The organism is Flavobacterium aquariorum, from assembly GCF_003254745.1.
Lineage (GTDB): Bacteria > Bacteroidota > Bacteroidia > Flavobacteriales > Flavobacteriaceae > Flavobacterium > Flavobacterium aquariorum.
In genome coordinates this window covers 487,818-512,636 of the sequence record NZ_QKXH01000002.1, presented here as the reverse complement: position 1 = coordinate 512,636, position 24,819 = coordinate 487,818, and the positions used below count along the sequence as shown (strand labels likewise).

The 24,819-nt window shown below is 34.5% G+C and carries 18 protein-coding genes; 9 read left to right on the top strand and 9 right to left on the bottom strand.

Annotated features, from left to right (window positions below; all coding sequences use genetic code 11):
- Positions 1 to 2 precede the first annotated feature (2 nt).
- The 6 genes from DOS84_RS04880 (at position 3) to DOS84_RS04855 (ending at position 10,432) form a co-directional block, all read left to right on the top strand.
- Positions 3 to 1,598, top strand: a complete 1,596-nt coding sequence (locus tag DOS84_RS04880; protein WP_111408985.1) for a RagB/SusD family nutrient uptake outer membrane protein — start codon at positions 3 to 5, stop codon at positions 1,596 to 1,598.
- 18 nt (positions 1,599 to 1,616) lie between these two features.
- The gene (locus DOS84_RS04875; protein WP_111408984.1) at positions 1,617 to 2,654 is read left to right on the top strand and encodes an IPT/TIG domain-containing protein; all 1,038 of its coding nucleotides are present in this window, start codon (positions 1,617 to 1,619) and stop codon (positions 2,652 to 2,654) included.
- A gap of 193 nt (positions 2,655 to 2,847) precedes the next feature.
- The gene (gene galA / locus DOS84_RS04870; RefSeq protein WP_111408983.1) at positions 2,848 to 5,733 is read left to right on the top strand and encodes a beta-galactosidase GalA; all 2,886 of its coding nucleotides are present in this window, start codon (positions 2,848 to 2,850) and stop codon (positions 5,731 to 5,733) included.
- A gap of 167 nt (positions 5,734 to 5,900) precedes the next feature.
- Positions 5,901 to 7,139 (top strand): glycoside hydrolase family 27 protein, encoded by a 1,239-nt coding sequence (locus DOS84_RS04865; RefSeq protein ID WP_111408982.1) that lies wholly within the window; start codon positions 5,901 to 5,903, stop codon positions 7,137 to 7,139.
- Positions 7,140 to 7,245: 106 nt separating this feature from the next.
- Positions 7,246 to 8,211 carry a glycoside hydrolase family 5 protein gene (locus tag DOS84_RS04860; protein ID WP_111408981.1) on the top strand — a complete coding sequence of 322 codons (966 nt, stop codon included), beginning with the start codon at positions 7,246 to 7,248 and terminating at the stop codon, positions 8,209 to 8,211.
- Between the two features lie 106 nt (positions 8,212 to 8,317).
- Positions 8,318 to 10,432 carry an ATP-binding protein gene (locus DOS84_RS04855; RefSeq protein ID WP_111408980.1) on the top strand — a complete coding sequence of 705 codons (2,115 nt, stop codon included), beginning with the start codon at positions 8,318 to 8,320 and terminating at the stop codon, positions 10,430 to 10,432.
- 71 nt (positions 10,433 to 10,503) lie between these two features.
- On the opposite strand, the gene DOS84_RS04850 is transcribed toward DOS84_RS04855, so the two are convergent.
- On the bottom strand, positions 10,504 to 10,953 hold the full coding sequence (locus DOS84_RS04850) for a GNAT family N-acetyltransferase (RefSeq protein ID WP_111408979.1): 450 nt from the start codon (positions 10,951 to 10,953) through the stop codon (positions 10,504 to 10,506).
- A 479-nt stretch (positions 10,954 to 11,432) separates the two neighbouring features.
- On the opposite strand from DOS84_RS04850, the gene DOS84_RS04845 reads away from it, so the two are divergent.
- The 3 genes from DOS84_RS04845 to DOS84_RS04835 all read left to right on the top strand — a co-directional run bounded on the left by DOS84_RS04845 (position 11,433) and on the right by DOS84_RS04835 (position 15,265).
- Complete coding sequence (locus DOS84_RS04845) at positions 11,433 to 12,800, top strand: NAD-dependent succinate-semialdehyde dehydrogenase (RefSeq protein WP_111408978.1); 1,368 nt, start codon at positions 11,433 to 11,435, stop codon at positions 12,798 to 12,800.
- Positions 12,801 to 13,343: 543 nt separating this feature from the next.
- Complete coding sequence (locus DOS84_RS04840) at positions 13,344 to 14,357, top strand: outer membrane beta-barrel protein (RefSeq protein ID WP_111408977.1); 1,014 nt, start codon at positions 13,344 to 13,346, stop codon at positions 14,355 to 14,357.
- Positions 14,358 to 14,524: 167 nt separating this feature from the next.
- Positions 14,525 to 15,265 (top strand): tyrosine-protein phosphatase, encoded by a 741-nt coding sequence (locus tag DOS84_RS04835; RefSeq protein WP_111408976.1) that lies wholly within the window; start codon positions 14,525 to 14,527, stop codon positions 15,263 to 15,265.
- Between the two features lie 233 nt (positions 15,266 to 15,498).
- Here the strand turns inward: DOS84_RS04835 and DOS84_RS04830 are convergent, their stop codons facing one another.
- The 8 genes from DOS84_RS04830 to DOS84_RS18980 form a co-directional block, all read right to left on the bottom strand.
- On the bottom strand, positions 15,499 to 17,868 hold the full coding sequence (locus DOS84_RS04830) for a GumC family protein (protein ID WP_111408975.1): 2,370 nt from the start codon (positions 17,866 to 17,868) through the stop codon (positions 15,499 to 15,501).
- Positions 17,869 to 17,875: 7 nt separating this feature from the next.
- On the bottom strand, positions 17,876 to 18,667 hold the full coding sequence (locus tag DOS84_RS04825; protein ID WP_111408974.1) for a polysaccharide biosynthesis/export family protein: 792 nt from the start codon (positions 18,665 to 18,667) through the stop codon (positions 17,876 to 17,878).
- Positions 18,668 to 18,710: 43 nt separating this feature from the next.
- Positions 18,711 to 19,853 carry a DegT/DnrJ/EryC1/StrS family aminotransferase gene (locus tag DOS84_RS04820; protein WP_111409079.1) on the bottom strand — a complete coding sequence of 381 codons (1,143 nt, stop codon included), beginning with the start codon at positions 19,851 to 19,853 and terminating at the stop codon, positions 18,711 to 18,713.
- 207 nt (positions 19,854 to 20,060) lie between these two features.
- Positions 20,061 to 21,056, bottom strand: coding sequence for an ATP-grasp domain-containing protein (locus DOS84_RS04815; protein WP_111408973.1), 996 nt, complete (start codon positions 21,054 to 21,056; stop codon positions 20,061 to 20,063).
- Positions 21,057 to 21,058: 2 nt separating this feature from the next.
- Complete coding sequence (locus tag DOS84_RS04810) at positions 21,059 to 21,655, bottom strand: sugar transferase (RefSeq protein WP_111409078.1); 597 nt, start codon at positions 21,653 to 21,655, stop codon at positions 21,059 to 21,061.
- The gene (locus DOS84_RS04805; RefSeq protein ID WP_111408972.1) at positions 21,648 to 22,802 is read right to left on the bottom strand and encodes a glycosyltransferase family 4 protein; all 1,155 of its coding nucleotides are present in this window, start codon (positions 22,800 to 22,802) and stop codon (positions 21,648 to 21,650) included. The genes DOS84_RS04810 and DOS84_RS04805 overlap by 8 nt, the downstream gene beginning before the upstream one ends.
- Entirely contained in the window at positions 22,795 to 24,171 is a 1,377-nt protein-coding gene (locus DOS84_RS04800; RefSeq protein WP_243636318.1) for a phenylacetate--CoA ligase family protein, read from the bottom strand. Before DOS84_RS04800 ends, DOS84_RS04805 begins: the two co-directional genes overlap by 8 nt.
- On the bottom strand, positions 24,155 to 24,547 hold the full coding sequence (locus DOS84_RS18980; protein ID WP_124020619.1) for a hypothetical protein: 393 nt from the start codon (positions 24,545 to 24,547) through the stop codon (positions 24,155 to 24,157). The genes DOS84_RS04800 and DOS84_RS18980 overlap by 17 nt, the downstream gene beginning before the upstream one ends.
- Between the last annotated feature and the right edge of the window lie 272 nt (positions 24,548 to 24,819).

Below are 24,819 nucleotides of genomic sequence, written 5' to 3'. Positions count from 1 at the left end.
AAATGAAAAAGAAATTGTTTTTAAATAGATATAGTTTACTGCTCGTTGCGGTAACGTTCCTAGTGTTTGGGTCGTGTCAGGAAGATTTTACAGATAGGCCTTCAGAAGATGGGATAAGTTTGGACTCTTATTACAGCACAAATGATCAAGTAAGTTCAGCAACAAATGGGATGTATAGCAGAACTTGGTTTCAGATGTATAATAAGTTTTGGTGGGCTATCGAAGTAGGTTCAGGAAACATGTACTCAGGATCTCCTGATGTTAGTGGATTAAGAACTTTTGCTTTGAATGGAAGTGATCCTGAATTGGTAAACGGTTGGTCAGCATTATGGGCCAATGTGCAACAATCTAATATGATTATCAACTTTTTGGCAAGTAGAGTTGGACCAGATGTAGATAAAAATGTGTTGGACAATGCTATTGGGGAAGCTTATTTCATGAGAGCTACAGCTTATTTTGATTTAGTAAGACTTTGGGGCCCAGTGCCAATTATTGAAAATCCTTTAGATTTTACCAGTAATCCGTATGTGAATACAAATACAGTTGATGACATATATAAATTGATAACAAGTGATTACTTAAAAGCAGCAGATTTGTTGGTTGCCAAAACTAGAGGTGCCAATTATGCAAGTAACGGACACGTATCTAAAGGTTCTGCAAAAGCAATGTTAGCCAAAGTATATTTGTATAAAAAAGATTATGCTAATGCTAGAGCCATGGCTGAGGAAGTTATCAATAGTGGCGAATTTAAATTGTTAGGTGGTGACGAATTACCAGCAAAAAGTTTTGCTGATTTGTTTACTTATGCAAACAATAATAACGAAGAATCTATTTTTGCTATTCAATGGAAAGGTGATGGAGCTTATGGTTCTGCTAATAACTGTAATACACAATTTGGGTTTAAAGACGGGGATTTGTCTACTTCAAATGCTTCATATGCTGGAGTTTTTGGACCAGGTCAAGAGATCTTTACTTTATATGATGTTACAGATAAAAGAAAACATGAAACAATCATGGTTGCAGGAGATACTTATCCAAACATGAAAACAACCGAAGGAATTGGTTTTACTGTTCCAGTCGGGAAAGATTTAGCACAAGGATCTGGTGGAGCAATCAAAAAATATTGCATTGGTGTTGTAAATGGTGCAGCTACAGGTTCAGCAGATGCATGGGCAATGATGGATAACAATACTTATATTATGCGTTACGCTGAGTTATTGTTAATTCATGCTGAGGCGGTTTTGGCCGGTGCGGGAAGTACTTCTGATGCAGCAGCTTTGAAGTCGATCAATGCTGTTAGAAGAAGAGCTGGATTAAGTAATTTGACAAGTGTAACTTTTGATGATATTTTTCTTGAAAGAAGAAAAGAATTGTGTTTTGAAGGTGATTATTGGTTTGATTTAGGACGTATCGATAAAGCAAAAGCAATTGCAATTATGTCAGCGCAAAATAGAGGAGACAGATACGGAGCACGTTATTATACTCCAGTATATAGTGAGGATCATGCGACAAATGATTTTTATATGGACTACCCAGATAATGAGGTGGCAAAAAATCCAAAATTATTGGATGCGCCAGTTCCATATACCTTTAAATAATTATTTAAAATTTATATTATGAAAAATAAAAAAATAAAATACCTATTGTCCATTGTTTCGATGGTTCTTTTGGTACTGGGTGTTTTTTCTTCATGTAGTGATGATAGTGCCGATTCAGGCTCGGGAACGTTAGCAATTACTAGTGTAGCCAAAGCCGAAGAAGGAGATTTGGTTCCGGTTACCCAAGGTGATCCAAAAAATTACTATATCATTAGAGGTTCGGGATTTACCACTGTTGAAAAAATTTACTTCAATGATTTTGACACTTACTTTAATCCCACAATGGTTACAGATACTGAAATATTTGTATTAATTGATGAAAAAACACCTTATGCGGATGCGACTAGTAAATTAAAAATTGTTACAAAATTAGGGACAATAGTTTACGATTTCGTCATAGCTCCGCCATCACCAAGTTTTGGAAGTTTTAATCCTATTAATGCTGCAGAAGGCGATGTAATCACAATTTATGGGAATTATTTTTTAGACCCAATTGTTAAAGTTGGAACAGAAACTGTACCTGTAATATCTTCTACTTTAACTGAAATTAAAGTGAAGCTACCTGCTGGTGCTGATAAAAAGTATATTTCTGTAACCAATATTTCAGGAACTGCGACATCTACTTATGCTGTTGGAACTGCACTTTTTGATGATGTGGCTTACTATGGTTTTACTTTTCCAGCTTGGAATAATCATACTTATGAGTCCGAAGCATCTGAGCAAGGATTAATTCATATTAAAAAGAAAATGGCTGCTTGGGATAATATGCAAGGAGATTGGTCTTGGTATGATCAAATAGCAGATTATAAAGGCATAAGACTTTCTGTAAAAGCCGATAGCCCTGGAACACTTAAGTTATGTTTTAATGGAGATTGGTCTGAAAGAAATATGATGACTGTTACTACAGGGTGGAATACTTTTGAATTTACTTGGGCTGAGTTAGGTAACGCAGATCATGTGCAAAATATTACATTCCAAAATATGTCTAAAAATGCAGCAGGCGATGGTGTTGAAAATACATTCCATATTGATAATATAGGTTTTGTTTTAAAATAAAATTTGGTTATTGTTTATTGAGTTAGTTTAAGATATCCCCTAATTGAGAAATTAGGGGATATTTTTTATTTAGGAAGGATTACTTTTTTTGACTTTTTTTAAGCATATTTTGAAAAAAAAGTATCACTATCTTTAGTTCCGATTGACTAAACTTGTGAGTTAAACTATTAATTGGTTTGCTAAATATTATAAAATGAAAAACACGAATACAATACCATTTTTGTTTCTAATATTCTTTAGTTTTTGCTTTTCTGTTTTTTCTCAATCAACTTCAAATAGCAAGATTAGGGAACACATTTCGATAGATCAAAATTGGGTATTTGCCTTTGGCCATCCTTTTGACGCTGCCAAAGATTTTAATACTGGAACAGGATATTTCTCTTATTTGGCCAAAACTACTTATGGTGATGGAGCTGCAGCGGCCAATTTTGATGACCGTTCTTGGCGAAAATTGGATTTACCGCACGATTGGGCAGTGGAGCAGGGCTTTAGCGAAAAAGCCAGTTACAGCCACGGATTCAAAAATATTGGAAGATCATTCCCTGAAACCGGCATTGGTTGGTACCGTAAAAAAATAACGGTTCCAGAGGGAGATTTGGGACGCAGGATCCACATCGCTTTTGATGGTGTTTTTCGAAATACAACCGTTTGGTTCAACGGACATTATCTGGGGAACAATCCTTCTGGTTATTTGGGTTTCGAATACGATGTTACCGATTATGTTAATTATGGAGGAGAAAACACAATCGCCGTTCGGGTAGATGCCATGATGGAAGAAGGTTGGTTTTACGAAGGAGCTGGAATTTACCGTCACGTTTGGTTAAACAAAACCAATCCTTTGCACGTACCTGCCGACGGAACTTTTGTAAGTACAACCAAACTCAATAAAAATAATGCTGAACTCATTTCAAAAGTTTCGGTAATCAATGAAGGTAGTACGTTTCAGAATTTCAAAATCATTCAAACTGTTTATGATAATGCAGGAAAATCAATCGCTACGACAACAATTGACAATCTGAATTTAAGACCAATGGAAACCAAAGATTTTGAAACACAATTAAAGGTTTCGAATCCAAAACTATGGTCGGTCAATGATCCATATTTGCATAAAATGAGAACTACAATCTATTCAGGAACCGAATTGGTGGACACCCAAACCACCATTTTCGGAATAAGAACCTTGCGTTTTGACGCCAATGAAGGTTTCTTCCTAAACGGAAAATACCTAAAAATAAAAGGAACCAACAATCACCAAGATCACGCAGGAGTAGGAGTGGCAATGCCCGATGGTTTGCAGGATTTTAGAATTGCGACTTTAAAATCATTTGGTTCCAATGCCTATCGTTGTTCACACAATCCACCAACACCAGAGTTATTGGATGCCTGCGACCGTCTAGGAATGGTTGTCATTGACGAAACTAGATTAATGGGAATTACCAATGTTCAGTTGGGCGAATTAAAGCGAATGATGCTCCGCGACCGGAACCATCCGTCTATCATAAGTTGGTCAATCGCTAATGAAGAATGGGGTGTAGAAGGGAATATCATTGGTGCTCGAATGGCCAGAACCATGCAGGATTTTGCCAAAACGATAGATACTACCAGAGGTATAACGGCAGGAATTAGCGGTAATTGGGATAACGGAATTGCCACAGCTGTGGATGTAGTTGGTTACAATTACATCAAACACGGAGGCAAAGAAACCACAGATAAACACCATCGTGAATTTCCTAATCTTGCCAGTTGGGGAACCGAAGAAGGTTCTACTTTTGCCACAAGAGGAATCTATTTCGAAGACAACGAAAAACAATACAAACCCGCCTACGATTTTCCGCAATCAGCGAATGCACACAGCATCGAACAGGGTTGGAAACACTATGATTCAAGGGCGTATTTGGGCGGAATATTCATCTGGACAGGCTTTGATTACCGTGGCGAACCCACTCCGTATGTGTGGCCGGCAACAGGTTCTTATTTTGGAATGGTCGATCAATGTGGTTTTTACAAAGACGATGCTTGGTACTTAAAAGCGTGGTGGGGAACGGAGCCTGTTTTGCACCTTTTGCCACATTGGAACTGGAAAGGCAAAGAAGGACAACCCATTGACGTTTGGGCGTACAGTAATTGCGATGAAGTGGAACTTTTTCTAAACAAAAAAAGTTTAGGAAAAAAGGCGATGGAAAAAAATGGGCACTTGGAATGGAAAGTCAATTATGGACCCGGAACTTTGGAAGCCATTGGCTATAAAAACGGAAAGAAAATCCTAACCGAAACCGTAAAAACCACTTCAGCTGCCGCTGCCATTGGTCTGCAATCCAATGCAAAAACTATTAAAGCAAATAACGTGGATATCGCCATGATTACCGTCGATACCAAGGACAAATCGGGCTTGCGCGTACCTACTTCCGAAAACGAAATTGCCTTCACCATTTCAGGTCCGGGGAAAATAATCGGCGTTGGAAACGGTAAGCCCACTTCGGTAGAACCCGATCAATTTTTGGAGACCAACACGGTTATCAACATTTCGAACCTGAAAGAAAAAATCGTCAATTCCATTTTGGAAACAACCGAAACAGTCGATAATTTGGATATTTCTAATTGGGACAACGCTTTCAAAGACAGTCGCGACACCATCTTCGGAAAGAAAGCTAAGGCCGTGGTGTATCGAACCGATTTTGATTTGTCCGAAAATTTCAAGGAAACTAAAATCAATCTGTTTTACAACAGCATCGGTCAATCGCAGTCCATTTACATCAATGGAAAATTGATTGCAAATGACATCCCCGAAAACCAAAAAGGAGACACTTTCGTACTTGACAAAGCCAATCTCCGTGCAGGGAAAAACACAATTGCAATTGTTGCCGTACCTTTAATTTACAAATACAAATGGGGAACAGTGAACACCAATCCCGGAACAATTCAAATCCTAACACCTGCGCCCGCATGGAGGCGCACATTGTTTAGCGGTTTGGCACAAATCATCGTGCAATCAACTGGGGAAACGGGTGAAATTACGTTGACTGCGACCGGCAACGGACTCAAAAAAGCCGAAACAAAAATAAATGCAACAAAGCCATAAAATAATGAGGGCGTGACCACAAGGGTCGGGCTGTTCGTTCCCGCTTCCCGATGAAAAATCGGGAGAGCTCCACTGCCATCCCTCACGCAAATCCTGCAAGACAAGATATTTAATTTCAAAAAAGAAAAATATTTAAAGCAAACCAATTCGCAAAAAAAATAAAAAAAATGAAAAAAATACTTCTCACTGTGCTTTTAGCCAGTATATCAATTCAAGGTTTTTCTCAAGGAAACGTTTACAAACAAGGAACGGGAAAATTTGAAGGTTTAGCCATGACGCCGCCAATGGGTTGGAATTCTTGGAACACCTTCGAAACTAACATCGATGAAAAACTCGTAAAAGAAACAGCCGATATTATGGTTTCAACCGGAATGGCTGCCGCAGGATACAACTATATTGTTCTTGATGACGGCTGGATGACAAAAGAACGTGATGCCAATGGGAATCTAGTTCCGGATCCAATAAAATTCCCAAGCGGAATGAAAGCTTTAATCGATTATGTGCATTCGAAAGGATTGAAATTTGGTTTGTACAATTGTGCCGGAACCCATACCTGCGCCGGTTATCCAGGCACCCGAGGATATGAATACCAAGACGCACGCTTTTATGCCAATTTGGGCATCGATTTCTTAAAATACGATTGGTGTAATACTGCAGGAATCAACGCTCCCGAGGCTTATGCCACGATGAGTAGCGCTCTTAAAACCGCAGGGAGACCTATCGTTTTCAGTCTTTGCGAATGGGGAGACAATAAGCCTTGGGAATGGGGAAAACCAATAGGGAATCTTTGGAGAATTTCGGGAGATATTTACCCATGTTTTGATTGCGAGTTCCATCACGAAGAAGGGAATTGGTCGTCTTGGGGATTCATGAAAATTGCCGAAATGCGCAAAGACATCCGTAAGTTTTCAGGCCCAGACCATTGGAACGATTTTGATATGATGGAAGTGGGCGACGGAATGACCAACACCGAGGATAAAACCCATTTTGCGATGTGGTGTATGATGGCTTCGCCATTAATCGCAGGAAATGATTTCAGAAAAATGTCCAAAGAAACCCTGGCTATTTTAACCAACAAAGAACTGATCGCCGTAAATCAGGATAAATTGGGAATCCAAGGATTCAAACTTTCTGCCGAAGACGGATTGGAAGTTTGGGTAAAACCTTTATCGGATGGAGCTTGGGCAGTAACTTTCTTAAACAGAACCGATGCCCATAAAAAAATCAATTACGATTGGAAAAAGAATCCGATCAAAGATGCTGATTTTGGTTTTGAAGCCGATTTTAATAAATCAATCTTTAAAATCAAGGACCTTTGGAAAAACAAAGAAGCAGGCGCTACCAAAAAGAATTTTACTGCCGATATAGCCGCTCATGATGTAATTACATTAAAACTAATTCCTTAATTGAATAAGTCTAAAAAAAAATATTCTAACAGGTTTTATTTTTAACCAGTTAGATATTATTTAAATCTAAATTATCATCCATCGTGAAACTAATAAATAGTAAGATATGAACTTCAAATCAAAAATAATTCTGCTTTTACTTGTATTGAGCTGTAGTATGACAAACGCACAATTCGTAAAAAAACACGGGCAACTTAGTGTAAAAGGAACACAGCTTGTCGATAAAGACCTAAACCCAATTGTTTTGAGAGGGGTAAGTCTCGGTTGGCATAGCATTTGGCCCAGATTTTATAATGAAAAAACGGTAGCGTGGTTAAAAAAAGATTTCGATTGCACGATTGTTCGAGCCGCAATGGGTATTGAAATTGGCGAGCATAATTATGTGAAGGAACCCGATTTTTCCAAGGATAAAATTGAAGCGGTAATAAAAGGAGCCATTAAATCCGATATTTATGTAATTGTCGATTGGCACAGCCATAATATTAATTTAAAGGAAGCCAAGGAATATTTTGACGAAATCTCCAAGAAATATGGAAAATATCCGAATGTGATTTACGAAGTTTTTAACGAACCGGACTATGAAACGTGGCCTGAAGTAAAAGCATACTCCGAAGAAGTAATCAAAGTGATTCGAGCCAATGACCCGGATAATATTATTTTGGTCGGTTGTCCAAAATGGGATCAGGATGTTAATTTACCTGCAGCAGATCCCATTAAAGGATATATTAATCTAATGTACACGATGCACTTTTATGCAGCAACTCATCAAAAAGAGCTTAGAGACAGAACGGATGAAGCGATAAAAAGCGGTTTACCGATTTTTGTTTCCGAATCGGCCGGGATGGAGGCTTCCGGCGACGGACCAATGAATTATGTAGCTTGGCAAGAATATATCGATTGGATGGAAGAAAGAAAATTGAGTTGGATCACCTGGTCCATTTCCGATAAGGACGAAACCTGCTCCATGCTAAAAAAATCAGCAAGTTCTGATGGCAATTGGAAGGAGAAAGACCTGAAAGAATCTGGTTTAAAAACAAGGGAGTTTTTAAGGGAATACAATTGTAAGAAATAGTTTTTCAAACTCAAAAATCCAACTCTTCAACATGTTGGATTTTTTTATGTTGAAAAATAAAGCAGTATATTGCAGCTCTATATTTGATATAATTCCTTGTAAATAAATGAAGTTGACATTAAAATTAACGACTTATTCTAAATTGGTATTATTGATCATGGGAATCTGCTCGTTATTTTTATTGCTGTTTATCTCTCTTTATTTATACACTGTTCAGCAAGAAAAGGAAGTTTTTAAAGTAAATTCCGATCAGTATAAAACGGAGGTAAATCGGTTGTTTGACTTTAATTCAAAAACGCAAATAGTTACGATAAACGACCTTACTTACTGGGATGCTTTGGTCAATTTTACAAAGTCAAAAGATACGACTTGGTTTAATAGGTATATAGTAAATGAATTTCCTACTTACGAAGTAGATTATATTGGGGTTTATAATTTGAATAAAAAACTTATCGCCAATACATCAAAAGGTAATTTTAAATCCAAAAATTTTATACCTAGTCAAGCAATGATGTATTTGTATAGAACTAAGTTTTCTCGGTTTTATATGCTGGTTCCCGAAGGAGTAGTCGAAGTATTTGGCGGCACCATTCACGCTTCAAATGATCCTAAAAAGTTAAAAACGAAGCCTTCCGGATATATGTTTATGGCTCGGTTATTGGATCAGAAGTATTTTAAAAATTTAGAAGACATTTCCACCTCCAAAATTCAACTTTTGGATAAAGTAGATATGGATACCATTGGGAATAAAAAGGTAACTTCTGTAATAAAATTGAGAAATTCTGATAATATGGTAGTGGCTAAATTACTGTTTGAAAGGCCTTCCCATCTCAATTTTGAAAAAACCAAAGAGTTGTTGTTGATTATAGTAATCGTAACCTTAATCAGTCTTATTGCCGCTGTTCATTATTCCAGAAAATGGGTGTATAAGCCTTTGAAATTGGTTACAACTATTTTAGAAAGCGATCGTGAAATTTCAATCAGTCTTCTAAAAAAGGAACCTGGTGAATTTGGTTATATTGGGAATTTGTTTGAAGATCACAGAAAGAATCGGTTTCAATTGGAAAAATCAAAAGAAAAGGCCGAAGAAAGTGATAAACTCAAATCAACTTTCTTGGCCAATTTATCACATGAAATCAGAACTCCCATGAATGCAATTATTGGTTTTTCGGATTTACTGATGGATGATAAATTGAGTGATGAATTAAAAAATAAGTATCTGAAAATCATAAATACCAATGGGAAAAGTCTGGTGTCTATTATTGAAGATTTGATAGAGATGTCCAAAATTGATGCCAAACAGATCGCTCCAAAATTTAAAGGACTGAACATTGAAAAATGTTTAAACGAATTATATAATACATTGAAAGTTACTATACCAGATGATAAAGACATAAAGTTTTATCAACTGAAAAATAGTGTTAAACTCCCGAATGATGTTTTGACTGACGAAATTAAATTGAAGCAAGTTATTGTTAACTTATTGACCAATGCCATAAAATTTACTGATGACGGTCATGTTGCATTTGGATATAACATTTGTCAAAACAATAAATTTTTAGAATTTAGGGTTGAAGATACTGGGATTGGAATTGGTGAAAAAGATTTAAAAGTCATATTTGATCGCTTCAGAAGAGTTGAAGATGATTATTCGATTTCACTGAGTGGTTTAGGATTAGGATTGTCTATTTCCAAAGCCTATGTAGAAATGCTTGGGGGAGAAATTACTGTAGAATCGGTTTTTGGAGGCGGATCAGTTTTTAAATTTACTATACCATTATACTATGATGAAACGGTTCATGAACAGGATGATAACCTACCGGAAATTGCTTATAATGAGTATGAAAGCAAAACCATTTTAGTAGCTGAAGATGATAATATTAATTTTCTGTTGTTAAAGACAATATTGGAAAAGAAAAGCCATATTGTTTTGAGAGCTAAAAATGGTCAGGAAGTTGTTGATATGAGTGCATCAGATTCGAATATTGATCTAATTTTTATGGATATAAAGATGCCTGTTCTAGACGGTTACGAAGCTTTTGAAATTATAAAAAAAGACAATCCAGATCTAATTGTTATAGCTCAAACGGCACATTCTTCTGCCGAAGTAAAGGAAAGTATCATGAAGGCCGGTTTTTCAGGTTATGTCACTAAACCTCTTGATAAGGAAAAAATATTCGAATTAATGAATCAAATATTTCAAAATAGCTCCATTAGTTAAATTTGATTCTATATTTATGCGAAATCTTAATCTGGAATTGGGAAATTTGCTCAATAATTGATTTTTTTTAATCAGCCCACCGCAAGGTCATAACTGTATAAAAAATCCTCTCTTATGAAACCCATTTTATGATACAATCCTTGGGCTGCAGTGTTATTTTTTGCAGTTCTTAATCGTATGTCATGAGCGCCTAACTCTTTGGCGAGTTCAACAGTTTGCAAAATTAATTTTTCGCCAATTCCTTTTTTTCTGGCTGAAGAGTCTACGAATAAGTCGTTTAGGATCAAAATCTTATTGAGTGCTAATGAAGAAAAAGTTACATAAATGAGAGTAAAACCGATAAGTTTATTTTCATTTGTTTCATCACAAGCAACAAAAATAGTAGCTTCATTGTTTTCTAAACGTTCTTTTAGATAAGTATAATGCTTTTCGTAATTGGATGGTTTTTTATAGAAAACAGCATATTGATCAAAGAGATTCGTCAATTGATCTAAGTCTTGAGTAGTAGCTTTTCGTATCATAATGTGTTGGCTTTTAATGGTTGGAAAATTAAATTTACAAAAAAAACTTTACTTTAAGGATATCAAGGTTTAGTTTCCAATGTCTATTTGTAATTTTTTTTAGTTTGCTTATTTTTTAAAAATCTAAATCTGCAATCTTCCGGAAGTGGTATAGTGAATAATTCTGAATATAAGAAAAATTTGATGGTTTGATAATCTATTGATTTTTATTGAAAATCTTTTTAATAGAAGACTGTTTGTAAGAGTAAAAAATAACGCTTCGATCGATTGAAAACTGAAGACAATAAACAAACAGAAATATTGATGATAAAGCTAAAAAAAATATAATATAGTGTAAATGATTTTCTAAATTTGAATGGATTAATTGGAAACAAAATCTATGTTTTGAAAGGGGTTTTTAAAGCTGAACCAAAATTATATTAAAATCAATAAAATAATACCTCCTGATTTAGTATTGGTGAAATTATCAATTAGACAAAATGAATAATACAAATAAAATATTTAGATCTATAAATCCGTTTACTCAGGCCATTATTGCGGAGCATGAAGTTTTGACCAATGGTGAACTGGCTCGAAAACTCGAATTGTCACAATCGGCTTTCAAGTACTGGCGCACTACAACTTTTCAGGAAAGAGCTGATAAAATGAAAAATTTGGCGAGCATATTTAGAACGAACAAAGAGGAATTGGGATTACTTATTACCAATGAAATGGGTAAAATTCTTCCCGAGGCAATCGCCGAGGTTGAAAAGTCTGCGGGGAATTGTGACTATTATGCTGAAAATGCACAGAAAATGCTCAAAGACAAATATTACGATACGACTTTCAAGAGTATCTCTGTTTATGATCCAATGGGCGCCGTGTTTGCTATTATGCCGTGGAATTATCCTTTTTGGCAAGTATTACGTTATGCGGCGCCGGCAATTATGGCGGGGAATGTCACTCTTTTAAAACATGCGCCAAATGTTGTTGGTTGTGCCAAAGCTATCGAAAACATGTTTTTGGAAGCTGGTTTTCCAGAAGGTGTCTTTCAACAAATTAACATTGATATTCCACAGGTAGAAAGCGTGATTGCTTCTGATATTGTTTCCGGAATTACTTTGACAGGAAGCGAAATGGCAGGTTCATCGGTTGCGGCACTGGCTGGGAAATATATCAAAAAATCAGTGATGGAGTTGGGAGGATCCGATGCTTTTATCGTTTTGGATGATGCCGATTTGGAAAAAGCAGCTACAGTGGCTACCAAATCCAGAATGCTAAATGCGGGTCAGGCTTGTATTTGTGCAAAACGCTTTATCGTTACTGAAAAAGTTGCCGATGAATTTGTTGCACTTTTTGCCAATAAGATTAAGGCCTTACAGCAAGGAAACCCATTGCAAAGCGGAATTCAAATGGGGCCATTGGCGAGAATTGATTTAGCTGAGAAGTTGAGCTGTCAATTGAAAAATTCTTTGCAGCAAGGAGCTAGGATGATAGTGGGTGGAGAGCGTGATCATTGCAATTTCCAGCCCACACTAATTGATTTTGTAGATGCTAACAATATTGCTTTTAAAGAAGAAATTTTTGGTCCTTTGGCAACTATTATTAGAGCCAAGGACGAAAATGATGCTATTGTAATTGCAAATGATCATCGATATGGCTTGGCTTCGGCGATTTGGACAGAAGACAGAGAACGGGCATATGCTTTAGCGAGAAAAATTGAAGCGGGTAATGTCTTTGTCAATTCTTTGGTTCGATCTGATTCTAGGATTCCTTTTGGAGGCATAAAAAAATCGGGATACGGAAGGGAATTGTCCGACATAGGAATCAAAGAATTTATGAATATGAAGTCAGTGATTATTGAATAATTTTTAATGAATAGGTAATCATTAAATCATTTTATTTTTGGAGATATAACATTAGAAACAAATATAGCCTTTAGAAATATTTTTACTTTTCGGTTTTCAAAACCTTAAACTCATACTAATTATCGGTGTGTGAGTTTAAGGTTTTTTTCTTATCGATTTAAAATATATTTTGGTTTTGTTATTGATTTATTTAAAAAAAAAATAAAAATTTCTTGCCCCCTATTTTTATAGGGGGTTATATTTTTTTAATTATAAAATTTTATAAAAAATCATGTTTTTTTAATTAATAATTTTAAACTAGTATTTAATTTAGTGGGTATTTTTAAAAAATGCGATTATTGAATTTATAATATAATTTAAAAAAAATAGGAAATACATATTATTTTTAGATGATTTTTGGATATCGATAATTCTTCTCTGAAAGTTTTAAAAAAGTTTTTCTGTTAACGAAAAGTTAATAATTTCGTCCCAAGAAAAAAGAAAAAATAACCAAATTCGATTCAATTACCCTAATTGAATTACTAACTAAAAATCAGATTAAATATGAAAAAAGTTATTATTATTTTAGTGTTAGCCTTGACTACAAGTTTTGCATTTGCACAAGATGCCCCAGAAACTACTCCGCTACAAATTTCAGGTTCTGGAGATTTGTATTATAAGTATGATTTCGCAAAAACAGAAAATATTAAAACAAGTTTTGGAACTGACCAAAATTCAGTTTCTTTAGGAATGCTTGATATTGCTTTGAAGAAAACCATAAAAAAAGTATCTTTTGTTGGTGAAATATCTTTTGGTCCAAGGGGACAATATCAATCAATCCCAAATGGTGATGGAATCGATGCAAATTCATTTCATATTCAAAATTTATATGCTTCTTATGCAGTTTCAGATAAATTAAGTTTTACTGCCGGTTATATGGGAACTTATATTGGTTATGAGGTAATTTCTCCAGTTGGAAATTTCTCTTATTCAACTTCATATTTGTTTACAAACGGACCATTCCAAAACGCAGGTGTTAAAGCCAATTATAAAATAACAGACAAATTTGGTGCAATGTTTGGTTTGTTTAATGATTCTTGGAATAAATACAAAGCCGATCCGGCAAAAGGTTTGAATGCCGTAGGTGGTCAATTGTCGTATGCTTCTGGTGCAAGCAGTGTTTATCTTAACTTTATGGATGGTTCTGTAAGTGGCACTATTTTGGATTTAACGGCAACTTTCCAACTTACCGATAAATTCAAGTTAGGTTTAAACGGAGCTGATTTTTCAAATGAAGGCGACGTAGGTTACACAGGAGCTGCGATATACCCGTCTTATGCATTTAGTGATGCTTTCGCTTTGGGAATGCGTGCTGAATATTTTAAATTTAAGGAAGGTTCTGGGGATACTGATGTAACAGCTTTTACTTTATCCGGTAATTATAAAGTAAGTGGATTAACTATCATTCCGGAGTTTAGAATTGATACCAATTCTGATGATGTTATGTTTGTTAATTCGGATTTGACTCCTACTAGTTCTGCTTCTCAAGTACTTTTGGCTGTAGTTTATGGGTTCTAATCGAAAAAGAATTTTTATTCCAGTTTAGACTTTTATAATATTAAAAAATATTTTTTTTTTGCTGTCAAGATCCTTAGTGGTTTTGGCAGCTTTTTTTGTTTACTACTCGCTCGTTATGGTTTGTTTAATTTTCACTTCCTTTGTAGTTCATTTTTAAATAAGTCCAATTGTTTTTATTTTTCAAAAATAAACCAGTACTGAAAGATTTGATTCCGTCAAATTATGTGGATATTCATTCTCATTTATTGCCTGGTATTGATGATGGTGCTCTCACTTTTGAGCAAACACTTGAGCTGGTTCAAGCACTTCAAGGTTTTGGGGTTTCACAGTTCATTACTACTCCTCATATTATGTACCAAGTTTGGGACAATACAAAAGAAAGTGTTCTTGCAGTTAAAGACCAAACAATATTTAAGTTGGAAAAAAATGAAATAAGAGTTCCTTTCCGTGCGGCCTCAGAGTATTTGATAGATAATCAATTTGTAAAACTTTTTCAGACAGCAGAGTTATTGACTTTGAAAGATAATTATGTATTGGTTGAGATGTCCTATATAAATGCACCGATGCAATTGTATAATATACTTTTTGATTTGCAGGTGGCGGGTTATATTCCTGTTTTGGCTCATCCGGAACGGTATACTTTTTATCACAATAATTTTGATGAATATGTAAAATTGAAACGCGTCGGTTGCTTGTTTCAGCTAAATCTGTTGGCGGTCGTGGGATACTACGGGGAAGCAATTGCTAAGATAGCCGAACAATTATTGCAAAAAGGGATGTATGACTTTGTGGGATCGGATGTGCACCATAATAAGCACATAGCTTCTTTTGAGGAAAAAGTAAAACTGAAAGATGTGACTGCACTCAAAGAAGTGATATCGAATAATCAGTTTTTTAGAATGGAGTAGTTTTTTATAACACTAAATTTTAAAAAAATATCTTTCTAAAAATGAAGCTGTTAATTTGTGAGTATGGGACAAAAGTAATCCACCACGGTGGAACGAATAACCCGACTGCAATAAAAAAAGAGGTAACTAACACGTTTATGTGAGTTGACCTTTTTTTATAGGTTGCATTAATAAAACACAAACTTAAGTGAACTAAATAAGTAAGTTGCTTTTAGTGAACTTTTTATTTTTGGTTATTTAGCCCATAATTTTTTGTACCAAGGTCTTTTTTTTGTTTTTATACCATAGCCGTAACCGTAACCATACCCTTTTGTGGAATCGGTATCGTTGAGGAGTAAGCACATATTGGGCAACTTTTTTTCCATATATAAATCATTGGCTATATTTAACATTCTTTTTTCCAGAAAATTGGCTCGAATGACAAATAGGAAGCAATCAGCGTGTTTTGCGATTAAGAGGGTGTCGGTTACGAGGCTCACGGGAGCGGTATCAACGATGATGTAATCATACTGGGCTTTGATCGTTTTGAATAGAGTATCGACTTTTTGGCTCAATAATAATTCGGCTGGATTGGGCGGAATTAAACCTGCCGGTAAGATGTAGAAGTTTTCGTAACCTTTTTGTTTGATGATTAAATCTTCTAAGGGTATGTCTTTGTTTGAGAGGTAATTGGTGAGTCCTTGATCTGGTAAGGAAATATAATCGTCTAGTTTTGGGTTTCTAATATCCATTCCTATAAGTAATACTTTTTTGCCGGATAATGCAAAGGTTGCCGCTAGGTTCACCGATACAAACGTTTTACCTTCTTTTGAAAATGTCGAGGTTAGGAACAGGGTTTTGGCTTGATTTTCTGGAACTTTACTGAGCATAAATTCCAGATTGGTTCTGATGATTCGTAAGGCCTCGGCAGAGCTTGTTCTACTTTCGGATTTAATAATTTGCGTATTGGCATCGGATGTGGGGATGTCTCCTAAGTATGGAATAGCCGTTTTTCCTTCCAAATCGAGGCGACTTTTTATTTTTGTATCCAATAGATCGACAAGGTATATTATTCCAAAAGGAATTAAAATTCCAACTAAAAAAGCAACCAAGTAGATGATTTTTTTCTTGGGAGCTACAGGAAAATGGGAGGCTTTTGCTGCATCTATTACTCTGGCATTGGGTTCGGTAGCAGATAAGGAAATTGCAGTCTCTTCTCTTTTTTGAAGGAGATATAAATAGAGTTCTTCCTTTATTTTTTGTTGTCTGGCAATGACTTTAAATTGACGTTCTTGAACTGGAATTTTTTCAATCTTGGCATCCATAATTCCTTTATGGCGGTCTAAATCTCTTTTTTGGATGATTAAACTGGATTTTAAACGGTCTAGACTCGCGAGAAGGTTTTGTTTTAAAGATACAATTTGTTGATCCATTTTCAAAACCGTTGGATTGGCAGGAGTTGCCGATTTTAAGATTCTATTTCGATCCAAAACCAACCCATTATACATATTGATTATGCTTGCGACATCTTCTTCTCCGCCGATAAGATTGGTGGGAAGTAAATCGGAAGTATTGCTTTTTTTGATGTAGTCAAACATTGAATTGACTATATTGAGTTGGATTTCTGTTTCAACGGCTTTTTTGTCATAAGAATTCGATCCTTCTATAAAAAGTTTGGCTTCCGAGTCAATATCGGTTAAGTTATTCGTTTTTTTAAAACTTTCAACATCCTGTTCTACACCGCCCAATTCTCGTGTGATTAAGGATAGTCTTTCGGCTATGAATTTTGAGGTGTTTTCAGAAATTTGGTTTTTATCGGTAATGGCATCTTGGTTATAAATTTGGATTAAATTATCCAAGAAAATTTCTGCTTTTTCATATACGGGATCGACCAATGATAATTCTACGACGCTGCTTGTTTTACTGAGCGGATTTATATTAAGTCGGTTCCTAAAACCATCCACAACTTCATCCATAGGATTGACTTGTATGGTAATTTCCCGATTGGTTGCTTTAAATAATTTACTTGGATTTTTAGTTATAACCAAATTCCAATTTCGGGTAGTTATAAGTTCTCCGTATTGAAATTCATTTTTATTTAAGAAGCTATTTTTAGATGATTCACTTTCGGGCTGGTCTTCCAACTTAAAAGATGTGGGTGAAGCTTCTACAAAGCGAAGTGTTGTATTGGTCTCATAAAATTGAACTGACTTTGGGATAAAATGAATGTTAATGGGTTTTTCTTTAAACATTTCAGAATAGATAATATTTCCTTTGATGAATATCGAAATATTTAGATGCAGTTTTTTTACTGTGTTTTCGATTAAAGTTCTTGATTTTAAAATTTCAATTTCATTATCGAGGTTGTTTTTTAAACCGCTTTCAATTCCCATATCTGAAAAGGCGGAAAGCTCGGATAGCATACCACCTTTTTTTTCATCTTTTACCAAAATTATGGCTGTCGCTTTGAATTGGGGGGTTGTATAGCGCAAGTAAATGAAGGTTATAACAAAACTTATTAGGGTTCCAAGTAAAAACCATTTCCAGTGAACTAAATAGTGCTCTATGAAATTTCGTAATAGAAATTCTCTATTCTGATTTTCATTTGAAGGATTTCTTTCCATAGAAGAATTATTTTGCTGTCGTTACAATTAAAGTTATTAATGTAATCAATAAGGAAGTGATTGAAATTATGACTCCTGTGTTTGGACCTACCGCAGATCCGTTAATCTTATTTTTGTTGGGTTCTACATAAACAACATCGTTCTGCGCCAAATAATAAAAGGGAGAATTCATAAAATCGGCTTTTGTAATATCGATTCTATTATAGGTTTTTAAGCCGTCTATTTCTCGTATAATTAAGATGTTGTTACGTTTGCCATAAATGGTTAAATCTTTAGCCATTGATAAAGCCTCAATTAAGGTAATGCGCTCCGATGAAATGGTATATGTACCTGGCAATGTTACCTCTCCCTGTACCGAAATTTTAAAATTCATGATACGAAGGTTGATGATGGGGTTCTTGATATAGACCGAAATTTTATCTTGCAAAAATTTTATGACTTGCGATCTTGCCATTCCACTTACTTTTAACCGTCCTAAAATTGGAAAATCAATAAACCCATTGGAATCCACCAAATACAATTGGGTTGTTTGTGCACCGGCTACATCTTGTTTGTTTGGATTTACGGTTGTATAAGTTTTTAAATTGAAAGGAGCTGCAATTTCTGAATCTTCTGCAGAAACGATAATCATTAGCAAATCGTCGGGTTGTATTTTTATTTCATATGAATTGGTTTTTTCCTGAAAAGGTGCCTTATCGATATCTTGGTAATAAACTATATCTTTTCGTGAAGCACACGAAAAAAGGAATAGGATTAGAAATAATAACGATATTCTTTTAAATGATAAAACTGAATCCATACGTTGATCTATTTTTAGAAGTCAATAAATAATTCAAATCGGATTATCCCAATAATTTTAACAAAACGCTGCCTATTCTGTCCCTATCCAAATCAGTTAAATTAGAACCCGAAGGTAAACTCAGTCCGTTTTCAAACAATGTTTCGGCAATTTTATTTCCATAAAAACGATAGTTTTTATAGAGCGGCTGCAAATGCATAGGTTTCCATAAGGGTCTGCATTCTATATTAGAATCCAATAACAATAATCGAATGGTTTCTCGATCGATACCATTTTTGGTTTCATTAGGATTTACGATTATGGAAGTCAACCAATAATTGGCAAAGTAGTCGGGATTTGTTGTGGAATAAACAGTGATTCCGGGAATATTTTCAAAAAGGGATACATAGAAATCATGCATTGCCCTCCTTAAAGTAATATGCTCATCCAATACTCTCATCTGTCCTCGACCAATACCTGCACAAATATTGCTCATTTGATAGTTGAAGCCTATTTCGCTATGTTGATAATGGGGAGCTTCATCCTTTGATTGTGAGGCTAAAAATTGTGCTTTTTTCTTTAATTGATGATTTGATGTAACAATTGCGCCACCTCCAGAAGTGGTTATTATTTTGTTGCCATTAAATGAAAAAACGCTGACATCTCCAAAAGTACCACATTTTTGTCCTTTGTAACTGCTTCCGAGAGCCTCGGCACTGTCTTCAAGAATAGGGATATTGTATTTGTTGGCAACAGCTCTTACTTCGTCTATTTGATATGGGACACCATATAAATGGACAGTGATGATTGCTTTTGGGATTTGTCCTTTGTAGATACAGTCCACAATGGCGTTTTCCAAAGCAATCGGGCAAAGATTCCAGGTTTCGAGTTCGCTGTCAATAAATACGGGAGTTGCGCCTTGATAAAGAATAGGATTTGCCGATGCTGAAAAGGTCAGTGATTGGCAAATGACAACATCACCTGTTTTTACTCCCAAGAGAATCAAACCCAAATGAATAGCGGCAGTTGCTGAGCTTAGAGCCGTTACAAAAAGACCATGGGACAGATATTTTTCTAAATCATGTTCAAATTCGGTTATGTTTGCTCCCAATGGTGCGATCCAATTGGAGTCAAAGGCCTCATGAATGTAATTAAGTTCAGTTCCCCCCATATGTGGGGAGGATAACCATATTTTGGGGCTTTTCATCATTTTTTAGTTTTAAAACCACCGATATTTAAATAAGTGATTTTAGCTTTTATTGGTGTTTATGCAATTTTTTGAAATACGTTATTTCGAGGAATCTATTCTTAATTTAAATTGTAAGAATAAGTTAATATTTTATTTGTATAAGCTAATTGGATTCTAAGCTACAAAAAATCCTAGTAAAAATGATTTAATATCGAGTATTATTGTCTAAAAACCAATAAATTTTGTCTTTTTTTCAACGTAGTTATGGATCAAAATTTCATCATCATAGCGCAACATCATTAGATTTTCTTCCCAATTGTCATAATAGGGTATTTTAGTTTTGCCAAGTAAATATTCCTGAATAATCCATTTGGGGAAATTGGCTCCAGCCAAATAACTTAATGGAAATCCGCCACTAAATCTAGGATTTATCTCAATTCCATAAATAACAGTGGTTTCATTATTGACAAATATTTGGATAGAAATACATCCTCTTAACCCTGGAATATGAGCAAACTTTGTAGCAATGTTGTCTAGAAACCAAGCTCTTCTAGTTATGGCTTTACTGACTTCTCCGGCGCGAACTTCAAGTCTTTCCCTCGGGACTAAACATTTTAATTTATTATTTCTGTCAAAATACATATCAATGGTGTATTCTGTAAAATATTGATGTTCTAAGTATTCAAAAAACAATAATTTTTCATTAGAGAAATGGTAGGATGTCAATTCTGATTCTTGTTTTACAATATGATTATCAATACTTCTACTACCGTCGATTGGTTTTATATAAAGCGGTAAAGTGAAATTATTTTTATCAAATTCTTTGGCATAATTGATCTCTAATTTTTTAAAAAAATCATTTGTAAGCCTTTTGTTTATTAATGTTTTGATGTTCTCATAATCTGAAATGAGGATTTCGACATGGTGTTTTTTGAATAGGTCTATGTTTTGTGATAAAACCAGTAACTCAGGATCAATTGTTGGTATGATTAATTTGATATTATTTTCAATTGCAATTTGAAGCAGATCATCAATGTAATTGTTGTGGGTAACAGGAGGTACTTTAAAGTAGCCATCTGAAACCCTACAAGCTGCAGATTTTTCGGGGGCGGAATCAGTTGTATATACTTTTGAATCCGAAAAAATAAGTTTCAGTTCGGTTTTAAACGAACGAACTAGGGAGACTCTTTTTCCTGCACAAGTGATTAAGACGTTACTCATAGTTAATTTTTACCGTTAAACGATTCTGTAGTTGGTGTGTTGATTTTCAGTGGTATAAAAACCTTCTTTAGAGTTAAAAATACGATTTTTAAATCCAAGAGAAAGCTTTTATGTTCAATATACCATAAATCATATTCAAATTTTGTTTGCCAAGATGTGATCTTTTCTTTATTGACTTGAGCCCATCCAGTCATACCAGGTTTTACTTCATGGCGTCGTTTTTGGACTTCATTATACAAAGGCAAATATTCCGGTAATAAAGGCCTTGGCCCCACAAGACTCATTTCACCTCGGATTACATTGATGAGTTGGGGGATTTCATCAAGAGAAATTCTTCGGGCAATGTTCCCTAATTTGGTCATTCTTTTGGAATCGGGAAGTAGGTTACCACTGGAATCTTTTTCATTGGTCATGGTTTTAAACTTAATCATATGGAATATTTCGCCATTTTTTCCAGGTCTTTTTTGTATAAAAAAAGGCTCCCCCTCGTTTGCAATAAATAGGACAATTGTAATAATTACAAATAAAGGGGTTAGTAATACTAGGTTTATGCTAGCTAGAATTACATCAATTATTCTTTTGAAAAAAGGATTATACATGATTTTCCAGTTTTTGATATTCATCTAAAAGTGCTTTCCAAAGTACAATTTGTTCAAATCGACTAACAATCATTTGTCTTGCATTTTGCTGTAAATAATTTCGCAGACTAGTGTCAGAAATTATTTTTTTCATCGCCATAAAAAGTGCAGCAGGATTTTTAGGAGGGATTAAAATTCCATTTTTGTAATCTTCAATTATTTCATTGCAACCATTTATATTTGTTACAATGCTTGGTAACCCCATAGCACCCGCTTCCAAAACTGCGTTGGGAAAACCTTCGCGATAACTAGGAAAGACCAAAGTATTCGAAACAGCATAATAGGGACGAATATCTTCTTGAAATGGCACAAAAATTATTCGTTCATTATTTTTGATTTCTATTATTGTTTCTTTTTGGAGTGGATCTAATTCTGATTCGAAAAAGCCAACCAATAATAGTTTGGTGTTATCAAATTCGGTGAGAATTTTTTGGAAAGCCACCACAAGTTCGTTTATTCCTTTATCGCCTGTCAATCGGCCAACATACACAAAAACAAAATCATCTGGCTGTATTCCTAAAGATTTTTTTAAATGGAACAAAAGCTCATTTGATATTTTTTCTGGATTGAAAAACTGGGAGTCTATTCCGTTAGTACTGCCATTCGAGATAATTTTTATTTTTTCTGGTTTGCAAAAACCTTCTTGGATAATAATTTTTTTTAACCCTTTGGAATTAGGGTAAATTTTGGAAGCACAGGAGTACGTAATTTTTTCTACAAGATTCAATAGTTTCCGTTTTCCGCCGTTGGTTTCCAATAGCGGCAAGCCGGCAACAGTATGTATACGGTGAGGAACTCCAGCCATTTTTGAAGCAATCATTCCAATGGTTCCTGCTTTTGGAGTATGTGTATGTACTATTAATGGCTGTTCTTTTTTGAGATAGAGATATAATTTCCACAACGCTTTTAAGTCTTTCCAAGGTGTTATTTTTCGGGTCATTTCTATTGCATGAACAGAAATTTTTTGGGATTTTCCAACTTTTTCTAAGTTTTCTTTATCCGATGAAATTGCCGTAATTTCATAGTAATCCTTCATGAAAAGCAATTGATTATTTAGGAGCTTTTCAAGAGAAATAGGAACGGTAGTGATGCGTGTGAGTTTAAACATCGATTAAATGTTTGATGTTATTTTTGACCATTCTATATTTACCACTGATTTCATTTGGGATTTCAGAAACATATTCCAATTCAATATGGATTTCATTACCAACTCTATCCCTCCAATTTTGAACAAATATTTTTTCAATTGATGAATTGTACAAACGAGAATCAATAATTAGTTTTATTAGGATGCTTTCGGGATAATTTTGGATGACCTGAAACTGAATTATACCCTTGGTTTCTTTTAGCGTGTTGGATATGTTTCCTAAATTAATTTTGCCGTTTTCTTTGGAATAAACATAATCATCTGTGCGTCCCAATATTGTTTTTACTATTGGATTATTATTGCCGCACGTGCAAATATTATCAGAAAGTTCAATGTCATCTCCTATGTCATATCGTATTAGCGGAGTTCCTTTTGTTGTAAAAGAAGTTACTATTAGCTTGCCAGATTTAGTGGGATTGTTGTTTTGATCCAGAACTTCATAAACACCGCTTTGCATTTCTAAATGAAGATTGTTTTTGGAGCATTCAAAAATAAATGGAGCTCCTTCAGAAGACGCGTATTGGTTATAAACTACAGTTTTAAAAAAAACTTCCAAACAATTTCTGATTTCTTCAGTAATGGTTTCAGCAGTGGGAAATATGGCTTTAATGGTATCAGGCGGAAAATGATATCCATTTTGTATTCCATATTTTGCAATTTCAAGAATTGATGATGGAAAACCAATTATATACTCAGGTTTAAACTGTATTAGGTTTTCCAAATAATATTTCAAATATGGAGTTTTAATGTGAAAAGTGGAATAGTAACGCACTTTGAACCAATAATCGGTTTTCCAAAATCGTTTTTTTTTGGTGTCCGTTTTAGATAATAAGGCTTTACCGGAAAACCATGCAGTTCTCTTGCCTAAAACATATCCATATTGGGAGCGAAAATTATCTAAGAATGCATATCTCTCCTGTATATTGTCTAAAGTGAATATTACCTCAATGGCTTTACCTGTAGTGCCTCCAGTTTTTGATAGGATTCCTTTTCTTTTGTCAATGGTTTTGATCTGTTCAATATTTTGTCGTAACATTTCTTTGCTTAGGATTGGCAATTGGGTAATGTTTTTTATATCGTTGGGATTCTCAATTTTGGAATATTGCTTCTGATAAAAAGAAGAATGTTTCATTGCTTCTTCTATTGTTAGACTAAATCTTTGCTGTTGTATTTTTTCGAGCTCAAATTTCGATAAAGTGTAATTTTGATTGATTCCTTTAAAGTATTTGCTATAGTTTCCGCCATAACGTTTTTTGTAAGCCAATATATTGTATAGACTTATCAAAAGATTTTGAATAAAATGAGGAAGTATGTTATAGAGCCTTTTCATTATAATAAACGTCTTTTGCGAATTGATTATTAAATGATAATATGCAAACAGATAATATCCACACCCAAAACTGAATTTGTGAGTACATATAAGTCCCCATGAAAAGTAAGAGTACTAAAAAAAATATATAATATTTTACTTTAAAATAGTGAAGCATTAACAAGATTGATATAAGAAAAATTCCTCCTAAAATAATTCCGTGTTCTACAAATAATGCTGAAAAAGTTGAACCTTTATTTTCTACTATATCCATATTTGTATATCCGATTCCAAATAATATTTGGTTTTCATTAAACAGGGAGAAAAACTTATCAATATTCCCAACTCGATACAGGTAGGAAGAATTATCTTGAAATCCGATTATTTTTTCTTTCAAATAATCTATTTTTAATAAATTAAAATAAAAAGCAAAAATAAAAGTGAATAAAAATAAAACGGCATTGATGGCTTTTTTATAAAATTCAGATTCGATATGGATTAGAAAGTAAATCAATAAAAAAAACAATAAATACACTGTTCCAGAAGCTGATGTAGATAATGGAATAGTTAACAATACCCCAAAATCGAATAGATTCAACCTCTTTTTTCCAATTATTACGATAGAAAAAAAAGTTAAAATAAATAATGAGTATGCAGCCGCTTCACTAA